A 15,170-nucleotide genomic window follows, 5' to 3' on the forward strand; every position below is an offset into this window, starting at 1 on the left:
TGGCACAAAATGGCCGACGGTCAGTGGTTGAACTGCCGCCTGCCATTATATGCACTGCAGGGAATAGTGTATCTCAAGATCTCTCCCTTAATTTCCATCCGTTATTTTCTACGCGGACGCGAAGGAGCGGATTTCTTTTTAGGAGCCGCGGGTTCACCACTCGTCGAGATTTTGTCTTCGTCGATGACAGCTTGACGCTCTTGATTGGATTCAATTTGTGCTTTCATGATGTATGTCGCTACTTCCTCTTGGATGCTAGCAATCATAGCATGGAACATTTCGAAGCCTTCAAATTGATATTCGCGCAGCGGATCGGTACCGCCGTAAGCACGCAAGTGAATACCTTGACGCAATTGATCCATAGCATCAATATGGTCCATCCATTTGCTATCGACTGCACGCAGTACGATAACTTTCTCGAACTCGCGTACCATATCTTCGCCAATCATTTCTTCACGGCTGTGGTATCTGTTGGTAACTTTTTCGAAGATCATATCCACGATCTCCTCTTTTTCCTTGCCCCACAGGTCGTCACGTGTAAGTGTATTTTCCTCAAGCAGGTTGTTGTTCACATACTCTGCTACTTCTTCAAGTTCCCAGTTTTCAGGAATGTCATCACCGCAATGAGCTTCCACCACACGCTCAATGACAGGCTTGATCATGTCAAACACAATTTCCTTGATGTTTTCTGATTCCAGCACCTCACGGCGTTGCTTGTAAATAATAGCACGCTGCTGGTTCATTACATCATCATACTGGAGAACGACTTTACGCTGATCAAAGTTGTTGCCTTCGACACGTTTTTGAGCTGATTCGATAGCACGTGTAATCATACGGCTCTCGATAGGTTGGTCTTCCTCGAAACCCAACCGCTCCATCATATTCAGTACGTTGTCCGCACCAAAACGCTTCATTAGCTCATCGCCCAGTGATAAGTAAAATTGCGTAGAGCCCGGATCACCCTGACGTCCTGCACGTCCGCGAAGCTGATTATCAATACGACGGGATTCATGACGTTCTGTACCGATGATGTGCAAACCACCGAGTTCTGATACGCCTTCGCCCAGTACGATGTCAGTACCGCGTCCAGCCATGTTGGTAGCGATAGTAACTGCGCCAGCTTCACCTGCACGGGAAATAATCTCAGCTTCCTCAGCATGATACTTGGCGTTAAGCACTTTGTGACGAACGCCTTTGCGTTTCAGCATTTCAGAAAGAAGCTCCGAGTTTTCAATAGAAACCGTACCTACTAATATCGGCTGGTTCTTTTTGTTACGCTCCAGGATTTCATCTACCACTGCATGGAATTTGCCTTTCACGCTCTTGTACACTACGTCAGGCATATCCACACGCTGGTTGGGGCGATTCGTCGGAATTTGGAGCACTTCCAGACCATATATTTTTTTGAATTCTTCTTCTTCTGTTTTCGCTGTACCCGTCATCCCCGCCAATTTGCGGTACATACGGAAATAGTTTTGGAATGTAATCGTCGCTAGCGTCATGCTTTCATTTTGTACAATGATGTTTTCCTTCGCTTCAATGGCTTGATGCAAACCATCACTATAACGGCGTCCAGCCATCAGACGACCTGTAAACTCATCGACAATCAGAACCTCACCGTCAGCTACGACATAATCCACATCCAAACGCATAATAGCATTAGCCTTCAATGCCTGTACAATGTGATGATTGATTGTAACACTTTCCTGATCGTACAAGTTTTCGAGACCAAAGAAATTCTCGGCCTTGGATACGCCGTTTTCGGTCAAAGCAACCGACTTCACCTTAATATCCAGCGTGTAATCTTCTTCAACATTCAGGCTCTTTACAAAACGGTCGGCCGCGAAATACAGCTCTGTCGATTTCTGAGCTTGTCCTGAAATAATCAATGGTGTACGAGCTTCATCGACGAGAATGGAATCGACCTCATCAATGATACAGAAGTACAACGGACGTTGAACCATCTGTTCTTTGTAAAGCACCATATTATCGCGCAGATAATCGAACCCGAACTCGTTGTTTGTACCGTACGTGATATCACAAGCATACGCTTCCTGCTTGGCGGCATGATCCATATTGGCCAAATTCAGCCCTACGGACATTCCCAGGAAGTTATAAATCTGTCCCATTTCTCCGCTGTCACGTTGCGCCAAATAGTCATTGACCGTAACCACGTGCACGCCTTTGCCCAACAGAGCATTCAAATAAACCGGCAGTGTTCCTACCAGTGTTTTACCTTCACCGGTTTTCATCTCGGCAATTTTACCTTCATGCAGCGCAATACCGCCGAGCATCTGTACGTCATAATGACGTTTGCCCAGCACCCGCTTGGACGCTTCACGAACAGTTGCAAAAGCTTCCGGCAAGATTTCTTCAGCCGTAGTCCCCTGTTCGACCCGAGCTTTAAATTCCGCCGTCTTCGCTTGCAACTCCTCATCCGAGAGCTTTTCAAAATCCGGCTCTATCTTATTGATCAGTTCAACCGTCTTCATTAAACGCTTGACGTCACGTTCATTGGTATCTCCGAAGATTTTCTTAACAATTCCTAGCATGGTTTACCCCTTTCGCGCAAAACAATTAATAGAATCAATTTCACAATTAGAAAGGGTCCATGATGAAATTGATTCCCGATATGTTTGACAGGCCCGGCTGTACCAGCCCATCGTGCGATGTTCTTTGCATAAATTGTAACAGTTTGTAGGACATGCCGCAACACAAGCAGCCTCAGATTTGCATCCGGTTAAAGATACCAAAACAATTGACGCACGAAATACACAACTTGGTTACACTTATCCAAGTTTAATTTTCCTTACATTTACAAAAAAAACATATAAAAGAGCCCTATCCCGCCAGGTTCGCAAGGATAAGGCTCGTGTTGTTTTCATTTTCCTAATATCCATGAAGCATGCTTCAATCGAAATCGTTCTATTCATTTTAAAATGTGAAAAGTTCCTACTTACAGGCTATTCCCGTTCGATCAGACCGTATTTACCATCATTGCGCTTGTAAACTACATTAACTTCTTCGTTGTCAATATTGGAAAATACAAAGAAATTATGTCCAACCATGTTCATTTGAAGAATAGCTTCTTCCACATCCATAGGTTTCAATAAGAAACGCTTGGTGCGGACGACTTCCAGCTCATCCAGTTCTACATCCTCATCTTCAGCAACAGCCACGCCACCTGCCGGATCTTCCACAAAAAGGGTTTTCAAACTGCCTTCCTGACGGAATTTTCGGTTTAGCTTGGTTTTGTGCTTGCGAATTTGCCGTTCAAGCTTGTCTACCACGGCATCAATGGATGCATACATGTCATCGCTCTCGTCTTCGGCACGGAGTACAAGCCCCGGCAAAGGAATGGTTACTTCTACAGTGTGCAAATCTCTGGTTGTGCTTAACGTTACACTTCCATCAGACGTCGGGGGTGCATCGAAATACTTTTCAAGTCTGCTGAATTTCTTATCAACGTAGTCCTTCAAAGCGTCGGTAACCTCGATCTGTTGACCTCGTACTGTTAAGTTCATAGGGCACGCCTCCTTTGCCCCTTCAGTATAGCACATATGTTATCGCCAAGTAAAAAAAGAGACCAACATTCCGAAGCTATTTTACAAAATTCTTCTTTTTTCGCTAAAACGCTTCCGATAACGTCATTCTTTGAAAACAGGTATGTTTAAAATCGACTTGCATACATATGTGAATAATGAGTGCATATACGAATATTGCTCCGCTGACGTCATGACAAACAACTATTTTGGGCTTCATGCTAAGCGATTTTTATCGAAAAAGGGGGTGTCCCTTTCCCGCTGGACAGGTACATGGACTTGTGCGGTATGCAAGGCCTGGTTACAACCCAGACAATTTATACGAAAGGATTATTACACCCAGCCTAGCTGGCTCTTCCCTATACGGAGATCCCAAGATAACGGATTTGGAAGAGATGGAAAGTAGGAAGCTAATCCATGGCTTTTATTCAGCGTTACGTAACGAACCAGACGGGGGCTGTCACCTTTATAGGGAATACACTTGGGCTGGCACGCTCTAATTCGGTAGGAGTGCCGGGAACAACGACCAGCATTGGCGCGTTCATCACAACCAATACAGCCTCTCGCTTCGGCACGTATCCATTTGGCACGACTTCTGCCTTTACCAGTAACTCATCGACAGCATTCCTTGTGCTCCCTGCGGGCAGTACGGTGCTGTATGCTGAGCTTATTTGGGGAGGAAGTTATGCCAATGGCAGTACTAATGTATTGTCTAGCGCCAGCAACCCGGTCACATTTCAGACACCTGCTTTATCTACTACGGTCAGCCCTGAATCTGCAACATCAGTCAACGTCACCAGTCTCAGTACCTATGTGAGAACAACGAATGTCACAAATCTGGTCATTCAAGGCGGTGCAGGGGCATACACAGTCGGAAATGTGACGGGCACCATCACGGTTCCCGATTCCACCAACACCAACCATGCCGGCTGGACGCTGGCTGTGGTGTACAATAACCCATCTCTGCCCTTCCGTAACCTGTCGCTACGTGTTGGTGGTGAAGGGGTCAGTACTGCTACAGGCTCGGTCAATGTGGTGGTGAGTGGCTTTGCCACGCCCGTACAGGGGACTTTGCGTGGTAGGGCGCTGATTAGCGCCCAAGAGGGTGACGTGGACATCACTGGTGACCGTGCGTTGTTTGGACCTACCACATCCAGTTTGACTGCGCTGTCTGGGCCTAATAATTTTTCAACTAATTTTTTCGCTTCTCAAATAAACGGAGACGACGGTACATTGGTCACGACCGGGACCTTCGGTACAACTAATGCCGTGAATGGGGCACCTGGAACGCAGGTGACGGGCGGAAGGCAAGGTTGGGACATTACCAATGTCGATATTTCCTCCACGCTGCTCAACAGCCAAACCACAGGCGTCCTCCAGCTGACAACAAATGGCGACATTTACACTGTAAATGCCAATGCCATTCAAATTGATATCAATGCTCCGCTGGTGACCCTGACCAAAACTGCCAGCTCTACAGGCTTGGTTATTGGCGATACAGTTACCTATACGGTTAACATTTCGAATACGGGGCTCGTCAGTGCTTCCAACACAGTGCTTACCGATACCATACCAGCCGGGGCTACCTTCGTACCCGGCAGTGTTGTTGTCGCGGGCACAGCCCAGCCAACGGCCAATCCCGCTACAGGTATCACAGTGGGCAGTGTAGCTCCTGCTTCCACGGTGACCATTACATTCCGTGCAACTGTCACTTCATTGCCAGCAAACACCCAGCTGGGCAATCAGGCATCGGCATCCTTTTCCTTCCAAACCGTGCCTGGAGGACCTGTCATTTCCGGCAACGTTCCGTCCAACACTGCCAGTACACCAATCTACCAACCTGTTATTGGGATTGTTAAAAGTGCCAATACAACGGCTGCTACCGTTGGAGATACGATTACGTACACGTTTCAGATATCCAACACGGGCAGCATTGCTGCAAATCTCAGCTTTTCGGAGAGCATTCCCGCTGGATCATCCTTCATACCAAGCAGTGTGACCATTGGTGGTTCTTCCGTGCCTGCTGCCAATCCCGCTACTGGTTTTTCAGTAGGAACGATTAATACAGGTGCTACTATACCCGTGACATTCCAGACCCTCGTCAACGCGGTTCCCGCCTCTGGTAATTTGACCGATCAGGCGGCTTACACGTATACCTTTACACCGCCTGACGGACGTGTATTGAACGGAAGCGGGACGTCCAACACGCTCACCATTCCCATATCCTCACCAAATGTGACCGTGACAAAAGCCTCTTCCCTGGCGGCAGCCGCAGTCGGAGAGACTGTTCAATTTACCATAACCGCCACAAACAACGGAATCGCCAATGTGACCAATGTAGTCGTTACCGATCCGCTGCCAAGCGGAGTTGCCTTTGTACCTGGTAGCGTCACCGTGAACGGAACTGCTTCTGCGACTGCTACACCTGTGAATGGCATTCCGATCGGCACTTTAGCTCCAGGCGCATCGGTTACGGTTGTATTTCGGGCAGCCATTAATTCTCTGCCTTCTCCTGCACAGATCAACAATCGTGCAACTGTCAGCTTCACTTCTGGGGCCTTTACCGGATCATCTTTGTCCAATCTTGTAACCATACCTGTCGTTATTGCAGCGCCGACGATTACCAAAAGCGCCAGCTCCAACCGTGCCAGCGTTGGCGGGACGATTACTTATTCATTTCTCATCGCTAATACCGGAACAGCCGTATTAAACACGACCCTGACGGAAACTGTACCGACAGGCTCCACCTTTATTCCCGGAAGCGTCATTGTCGGCGGGTCCTCAGTGCCAGGCGCCAATCCTAATACGGGAATTTCAGTGGGCACCGTAAGCCCTGGTGCACAAATTACAGTCTCATTCCGGACGACAGTGGATTCCCTACCACCCGGGGGTGGGTTAAACGATCAGGGCCTACTCCAATATTCATATCAGTTGCAAGACGGAAGAACCCTGTCGGGCTCGCTTCTTTCCAATATTGTTTCCGTATCGATTTCGCTTCCCAACGTAGCAGTAACCAAGTCTGCGGGATTCACATCCGTTAGTGTTGGCGAAACGCTGACCTACAGCGTGAACGCCGTTAATAACGGAATTGACCCCATCACAAACACCGTGATTACCGATCCACTCCCTGGCAGCGTTTCATTTGTACCCGGGAGCGTAACCGTCGGTGGTTCACCTGTGAGCACAGCCGACCCAAGAAGTGGCATTCCAGTCGGCACCATTGGCGCAGGCGCATCCGTACAGGTGTCCTATGCTGTGCTAGTCAATGCCGTTCCGTCCGTACAGCCGCTGCAAAACACAGCCAGAGTCAGCTTCACCAGCGGTGCTTTTACCGGAACATCCCAGACAAATACCGTCTCTGTGCCGGTTTATCAGCCTCGCATCAGTGTGGCCAAATCTGCAAATACAACAGCAGCTACGATAGGCGACACGATTCTGTACACATTGTTAGTCACGAACAGCGGCAACTATAATGCTTCTGTAACGCTGACAGATGCTATTCCTGTCGGGTCCACGTTTATGGAGAACAGCGTGGTAATCAATGGTGTTAGTCAGCCCGGAGCCAGTCCAGCAGCAGGTATTTTCATCGGAACCGTGTCGCCGCAAAGCCCTATCACACTGACATTCCAAACTGTAGTGGCTTCTCTTCCAACACCATCCCAACTGACAGACCAGGCCACCGCCGCCATTTCCTTTACGTTGCCCGATGGGCGAGTGAGAACAGATAGCACATCGTCCAACGTGTTATCCATTCCTGTGTCAGCGCCGAATGTGTCCATTTCGAAGACTGCAGACCGTTTCACCGCCATTCCGGGTGATTCGGTGTTATACACCCTGACCGTACTCAACAACGGAATCCAGACCGTGAGCAATGTGGTCGTTTCCGATCCTATCCCGACCGGCTCTCAATTCACTGCGGGTAGCGTAACGCTGAATGGCTCCACAATAGCCAGTGGAGATCCATCTTTAGGTATCATAATTGGGAGCATTGCCGCTGGAGGGGGAGCTACGATCACTTTCAGGGCAACGGTATCCTCTCCATTGCCAAGTCCGCCGCAGCTCACCAATCAATCGCGTGTCAGCTACACCAGCGGTGCTTTTTCAGGCGTATCCGTATCTAACCCGGTGACAGTGGCTTTGAACGCTCCGGTGTTAAGCGTAAGCAAAACCGCCGAGCCTATATCAGCCACAGTCGGAAACATCGTAACGTACTCTGTGGCAGTAACCAACAGCGGTAATATTGCAGCTACTGCCACATTGATAGACAATATCCCCGCAGGCTCAGCACTGGTACCGAACAGTGTGGTCGTCAACGGTGTTCCTATTCCCGGTGCCAGTCCCGAAACAGGTCTGTCTATTGGCTCCATTGCACCTGGAGCCGTAACTCAAACAACTTTTCAGGTGGTGATTACTTCCGTGCCTTTACCTCCCCAACTCACCGACCAGGCGAATATCAGCTTTTCCTTTCAACCGCCGGATGGCCGGATTGTTAACGGCAATGTTTCGTCCAATATTGTCACAATTCCTGTATCATCACCCAATGTGCAGGTAAGCAAAAGTGCTTCGGTAGCTGACGCAGTTCCCGGTGATACAATAACTTATACCATTACAGCTACCAATAGCGGAGTCCAAACCGTGACGGATGTTCGGGTAAACGATACGATCCCGTCGGGCTCCACTTTTGTTCCTGGCTCGGTTATTGTAAATGGAACGACATTGCCGTCAGCCAGCCCCTTAACGGGGATTCCAATCGGCTCCATCGCTGCTGGAGCGTCAACAACCGTCACCTTTTCCGTGTCTGTCAACAGCCTGCCTGACCCACCTCAGCTGAGTGATCAGGCTACAGTTTCTTTTACCAGCGGTACACTGAACTTCACATCACTCTCCAACACAGTTGTCGTCCCTGTTTACCAGCCTATTATCAGTCTTGTTAAAACCGCAAATACGAGTCAAGCAACGGTAGGCGACACCGTAGTCTATACACTCACCGCCCAAAATACAGGTAATCTAGCAGCGACCGCCACCTTCACCGATGTCATTCCATCAGGCTCCTCCTTTATACCGAATAGCGTCACCGTGAACGGTCTGCCTGTTGCTGGAGCCAATCCCCAATCAGGGATATTGGTCGGAAACATTGCAGCAGGGGCTTCTGTCGCTCTTACCTTTCAAGTCGTCATTAACGCTGTCCCTGCTGGCCTGGGTCTATTAAATCAGGGTTCGGCCACATTCACCTTCCAGCCGCCTGACGGCCGCACATTAAATGGAAGCGTACAATCGAATCCGGTGTTCATTCCCGTGTCCAATCCGAATGTCACCGTGACCAAAACGGTCAATCAGACCTCTGTAGCCTTCGGCGATACCATTACGTATACCATTAACGCAGTAAATAGCGGTATTACACCTGTAACGGGAACTGTCTTTATCGACCCGATTGCTGATGGCACTACTTTTATACCTAACTCCGTACAAGTCAATGGTGTCAGTATACCGGGAGCCAACATCGCCACAGGTGTATCCGTAGGCACTATCCCTGCTGCCAGCTCAGTAACGGTCACCTTCCAGACCACGGTAACATCCTTGCCAGCGTCAGGTTTGTCAACGGATCAGGCAACGGTCTCCTTTAATTCCGGGGCTTTCGCAGGTCAATCCGCATCGAATCAGGTCAGCCTGCCTGTATTTCAGCCAATCTTGAATGTGACCAATACCCTCAGTGCAGATCGTGCAACCGTAGGGAATACACTTGGCTTTTTCATCACTGTAACCAATACTGGCAACGCGCCCGCAGAAACGGTCGTGCTTGATCTGTTGTCCAGCTCGCTTAGTCTGAATCAAAATAGCGTACTGGTCAACGGTTCGCCCATTCCCGGAGCAGACCCGATTACAGGCATTAATATCGGTTCGGTCGCCCCAGGTGCGACGGTAACCGTCTCGTTTAGCGCCGTGGTCATATCAGTACCACCAGGCTCCATACTAACCAACCAGGCCACTGTGAACTATACGTTCCAGCTACCAGATGGACGAACGCTGACTGGAAATGGTGCAGCCCTACCTGTATCCATTCCGATCTCATCACCGAATGTTACAGCCACGAAGGCAGCTGATGTGGCTGTCGCTGTCGTGGGTGATTCTGTCCCCTATGTCATAACTGCGTTTAATAATGGACTCGATCCTGTTACTAACGTAATCGTCACGGATACTATTCCTTTTGGAACTGCCTTTGTCCCGGGCAGCGTTACAATCAATGGCACTCCTGTTGTTACAGCTAACCCGCAAAACGGCATTCCTGTCGGAACGCTTGGAGCTGGCGGCGGAGCCACCATTCGCTTTTTGCTTAACGTACAATCACTGCCTTCGCCAGCGTCCATTACTAATGAAGCGACTGTCAGCTTTACTTCAGGTGCATTTAACGGATTTTCGGTATCCAATCCCGTTACCATCCCTGTGTATCAACCGATCGTCACTGTAACTAAAAGCGCGGGAACGGGAAGAGCTACGGTTGGAGATACTGTAACCTATACATTCTCCGTTACAAACTCTGGAAACATCGGCGCAGATACCGTCCTTAGTGATCCCATCCCGGCAGGGGCTGCCTTTATCCCTAATAGTGTAGTGATCAATGGCACCGCCGCACCTGGCTCAGATCCAAGTGTTGGGATTCCATTAGGTATCATAGGTGCAGCTACGACCGTCACTCTGACCTTTCAGGCAGTCATTACCTCACTGCCCGCATCAGGTACATTGGTTAATCAGGCGACTGCAGCTTACAGCTATCAACCTCCAGATGGTCGTGTCCTGACTGGAAGTGCAGTATCTCCGTCCGTGACCGTCTCAGTCTCTTCGCCAGATGTGGACGTTATCAAAACAGCCTCCGCTACAGATGCCGTAGTCGGAGATACCATTACGTATACTGTGATTGCTACGAATAACGGAATCAGTCAAGTCGTCAATGCCGTTGTATCTGATCAACTGCCGCCCGGCACCAGCTTTGTTCCGGGTAGCGTAACCGTGAATGGAACTTCGGTACCTGCTGCGTCGCCAAGCTCCGGTATCCCTGTGGGCACCATTGCTGTAGGTGGTTCGGCAGCAGTTACATTCCAGGTCTCCGTCGTTAGTCTGCCGCAACCGCCGCAAATAACCAATCAAGCGACCGTCAGCTTTACTTCAGGCGCGTTGACCACGTCTTCGCAATCCGATCCGGTCACCTTGCCCGTTTATCAGCCGATCATCGGCCTGACCAAAACCGTCAATACCGTCAATACACAGATCGGGTCCACATTGGTCTATACCCTGACGCTCACCAATACCGGAAATATTGCCGTTATACCTGTGCTGTCGGATAACATTCCTGCTGGCTCTGAACTACTGCCTAACAGCGTAGTCGTTAACGGCATCCTTGTACCAGGGGCTTCGCCAGTTACAGGCATAACGCTCGGATCACTGGCCCCTTCAGGCAGTATTACAGTGAGCTTCCAAACCATCGTCTCGTCTCTGCCAACTCCGCCTATATTGACCGACCAAGGGCAAGCGAACTTTACGTACTCACCGCCAGATGGTAGGGTGCTGAGTGGTTCCGTCACATCCAATACAGTCAATGTTGCTGTGTCTGCACCTAATATTCAGGTGACGAAAACATCCAGTCTGGCAGCCGCTGTAGTCGGAGATACGATCAGATATACACTGAGCATCACGAATAGTGGCGTGGATTCAGTCACAGATACTGTTGTAACCGATACAATTCCTGCAGGTACCTCCTTCGTTCCGGGCAGTGTCCTAATCGACGGAGTAGCCTTCCCTAATGCCTCTCCGGTTGCTGGAATTGCCATTGGAAACGTCGCACCTGGAAATACATTCGTCGTCAGTTTCCAGACAACTGTCCAGTCTTTGCCGCAGCCACCACTGCTCACAGATATTGCAGCCGTCACGTTTACTAGCGGAACGTTCACTGGCACTGCCTTTTCCGATCCACTCATCGTACCTGTGTTCCAACCGTTAATTGCAATTACTAAAGCATCTAGCACTCTTAACGCCTCCGTCGGCGATACACTGACCTACACGATTACGGCCGTGAATAGCGGCAATATTGCAGCAGCGCTTACCATCAGCGATAATATCCCAGCCGGATCGACTTTCCTTGCCAACAGTGTCAGCATTGCTGGCAGTCCGCAACCTGGATTGTCCATCGAAACTGGCGTTCCAGTTGGATCCGTGCTGCCAGGCGGAACGGTATCCGTAACGTTCCAAACCGTTATCAATACTCTGCCTAATCCACAGGTACTGGTCGATCAGGCATCAGGCTCATTCACTTTCCAACCACCAGATGGCAGAACTGTATCCGGATCAGCTGTATCCAATTCAGTTAGTATCTCTGTATCCTCACCAGACGTTAGCATCGTCAAGGGAACGGCGGCTACTGACGCCATTATTGGCGATATCATCACCTACACACTGGCTGTCTCCAACAATGGGATCAGTACAGCCAATAATATAGTGGTTTCAGATATGATTGCGGCGGGAAGCTCCTTTGTAAACGGCAGTGTTACCATAAACGGAACTTCCTTCCCTGATGGAAACCCTGGCTTTGGCATTGCCATCGATAGCCTCGCTCCAGGAGCCGTTGCTACCGTTACGTTCCAGGTTCGAGTCGACTTCTTGCCCACACCGGCACAATTAACTAATCAGGCATCCGTTAGCTTTACCAGCGGAGTATTTACTGGCAGCTCAACATCTAATGTGATAACCATTTCGGTCTTCCAGCCGATCCTGACAGCAGTCAAAACAAGCAATACCAATAATGCCACAGTCGGAGACATCATCACTTACACGATTGTCGTATCCAACACGGGTAACATTGCAGCCTCGACTACTGTAAGTGACAATATTCCAGACGGCTCTGTATTCCTTCCGAACACCGTCTCGATTAACGGCATTGCAGCTCCCGGTGCAAGCCCGGTTTCCGGCATCCCGACTCCAGCCATACCACCAGGACAATCGGCAACCGTCACTTTCCAAGTGCTGGTATCTTCCATCCCTGCAACCGTATTACTGGTCGATCAGGCTGAGGTAGACTATCGCTTTAATGCACCAGATGGGCGAGAGGCAGGCGGTTTCCATTTATCCAACATTGTTAAGGTAGCCGTGTCACCGCTAGACATCACATTAAGCAAAAGCGTAAGCTCACCTTTCGCCACTACTGACGATACCTTGACGTATGAACTCGTGATCCTCAACGAGGATACGAATACCGTGCAAGATGCCCGTTTGCTGGACACTTTGCCAGAGGACATCGAGTTTATTACAGGTTCAGTTCAGATTAATGGATCTACGGTGGCAGAAAGCGATCCCGGCACTGGCATAGCTTTGCCACCGTTAGAAGCGAATACCAAGACTGTCATATCCTTCGATGTCCGTATCACAGCGACAGAACAGCCAGGGCCACGTACGAATCAGGCGCGCTTGTTACTCTCAAATGGTGAAGAAGCCAGTGCCGTTTTGTCCAATGCTGTCACCATTGCCTTACTTCAGCCTGTGGTGAAACTGACGAAATTAGCCAGCACGGAGAGCGTACAGCCAGGCCAAAGCATCACCTATTCCATCGTCACAGAAAATACGGGAAATATCGGTGCGTTTGGCTTGTTAACGGACTCATTGCCATCGGAGCTTTCTTTTGTTCCCGGCTCTGTTTCGGTTAATGGAACCCCTCATTATGGGGTCATTCCAGGGCAAGGCATTGCCCTAGGTACCATCGCACCAGGAGAAAAAACGACTACCGTCTTCTCCGCGCTTGTCGTTCGTGCCTCCGAGTCTGGCACACTGGTGAATCAAGCTTCGCTGGCTTACTCCTACCAGCTGCCGGATGGACGAAGCACGAATCTGGTAACTGCTTCACCTTCTGTCTCGGTTAAAGTAGCTCCTACTGCTAGAGGAGCCTTGTCAGCCGTGCTACGCACAACAGTGTCTACTGTCGCATTAGGCGATGCTGTGCCTTATCAGCTGACTCTTGTTAACGATGGAGGCTCGGTCATTACCGATGTAGTGTTAGCCGATTACGTACCGAATGGAACCATCATAAACCCGGATAGCTTGAGAATTAACGGTTCTCCACCTGCTTCTAGCAAGCCGGGTGAACCATTATTTATCGGCAGCTTACAGGCGGGACAGACAATGGATGTATCCTACAGCGTGAACGTTCAGTCTCTGCCTCTCGGAGGACGTCTAAACAATAGCGTACGGCTTCAATATGCTGGCAGTGACGGTGCGAGCGAGGTTACCAGCAACACCGTGACTATAACTGTTTTTGATCCACAGCTTGCCGCAAGTATCTCTACGGAAAATACGGAGGCCATCGCAGGAGAAAGCCTTACTTATACGGTACTGCTCAACAACTTTGGCAACGTAACATCCGAAGTTACACTGCAACATTTCATTCCTGCCGGGACTCTATTGATTCCTGACAGCATACATTTGAATGGTCAGTCACTGTCGGGAGTCGATCCTGCCGTCGGTGTTAGCCTTGGGTCTGTGGAACCCGGACAGTCATTGACACTGACTTATCAAGTGACCGTATTAGAGACGCCTCCATCCGGCTACATCGTAAATCAAGCTGTCTTTGCCTACTCGTTTACGTTACCTGGAGGAAGAGTCGTATCGGGGACATTGAATACCAATACCGTTACGATCCCAGTTGTATTCCCACTGCTCGAATTAGTAAAAAAGGTGAGTACCACGGATGCCTCTGTAGGCGACACACTCACCTTCACCATACAGATTACTAACAAAGGGGGAATCACAGCGCAGTATCCGCTGTTCACAGACCCGTTGCCGCATGGACTCATTTATGTACCCAACAGCCTGACTATTCAAGAAAAAGCACAGCCAGGCGCTAATCTCGCTGCAGGTATCACGCTCCCGGATATTGCACCAGGGGAGACGCTCACCCTTACATTACAGGCACAAATCCGTGAAGCACCTGCAGATGGAACATTCAGCAACCAGGCCACCATCGAATATACCTCACGTCGTAGTGGAGGAGAGACCATTCAGGAAACCTCCCAGACCAACACCGTCGGCGTGACCGTTATTGCAGCCACCCCTAAACTTACGCTTAGCTCCAGCGCTTTGCGTGTCGGCCAAGAAGATACCCTGTCCTTTATCGTCCATGTGGAAAACATCGGAAACACCCCACTGGAAGAGCTCTTGCTCACTGCACCATTTGCAGCCGAAGATTTCATTTTGCTACGAACTGTCACCGTGAATTCTGTGCCACTTCCGCATCCTAACCTGCTCCAAGGTATTCCGTTAGGTCGGCTTGATCCAAACCACAAAGCAGTCATCGTATTCTCTTTCGACATCGAATCTGCGCTCCGCGCGTATCTGATCGCCCAGGTTATCCTGCGCTATCAATTCCGTTATCCAGACGGAAGCGTAGAGAAACAATCTGCCTCCTCCAATACCATTTTTGTGGAAATGGCTGACTTTGATGGTTCTCTAGAGTAAAAGTTCTATTGTGTTGAGCTCCTTACCACCGGGTAAGGGGCTTTTTTATGTAATTAGAAAACATAAAAAAGCCCTGGAATATATTCCAGGGCAGTTGCTAGCGCGTTATCCATTGCTAACCATCTTACCAATTAT

The 15,170-nt window shown here is 49.5% G+C and carries 3 protein-coding genes; 1 reads left to right on the forward strand and 2 read right to left on the reverse strand.

Annotated elements, in window-relative coordinates; genetic code table 11:
* Positions 1-101: 101 nt before the first annotated feature.
* Both secA and hpf read right to left on the reverse strand, forming a co-directional pair.
* The gene (secA, locus tag NLX73_RS10450; protein ID WP_134903256.1) at positions 102-2,552 is read right to left on the reverse strand and encodes a preprotein translocase subunit SecA; all 2,451 of its coding nucleotides are present in this window, start codon (positions 2,550-2,552) and stop codon (positions 102-104) included.
* Between the two features lie 411 nt (positions 2,553-2,963).
* Positions 2,964-3,524: a ribosome hibernation-promoting factor, HPF/YfiA family gene (gene hpf / locus NLX73_RS10455; RefSeq protein ID WP_013312261.1), complete on the reverse strand. Its 561-nt coding sequence runs from the start codon at positions 3,522-3,524 to the stop codon at positions 2,964-2,966.
* 435 nt (positions 3,525-3,959) lie between these two features.
* On the opposite strand from hpf, the gene NLX73_RS10460 reads away from it, so the two are divergent.
* The gene (locus NLX73_RS10460) at positions 3,960-15,035 is read left to right on the forward strand and encodes a DUF7507 domain-containing protein (protein ID WP_254326106.1); all 11,076 of its coding nucleotides are present in this window, start codon (positions 3,960-3,962) and stop codon (positions 15,033-15,035) included.
* Positions 15,036-15,170 lie beyond the last annotated feature (135 nt).

It is taken from the genome of Paenibacillus sp. CH40 (genome assembly GCF_024213605.1).
GTDB classification, from domain to species: domain Bacteria; phylum Bacillota; class Bacilli; order Paenibacillales; family Paenibacillaceae; genus Paenibacillus; species Paenibacillus polymyxa_B.

What these genes read in the sequence shown, in the direction of transcription:
- NLX73_RS10460 (WP_254326106.1), top strand. Translation starts at nt 3,960, where the DNA reads ATGGCTTTTATTCAGCGTTACGTAACGAACCAGACGGGGGCTGTCACC.
- hpf (WP_013312261.1), bottom strand. Translation starts at nt 3,524, where the DNA reads ATGAACTTAACAGTACGAGGTCAACAGATCGAGGTTACCGACGCTTTG.
- secA (WP_134903256.1), bottom strand. Translation starts at nt 2,552, where the DNA reads ATGCTAGGAATTGTTAAGAAAATCTTCGGAGATACCAATGAACGTGAC.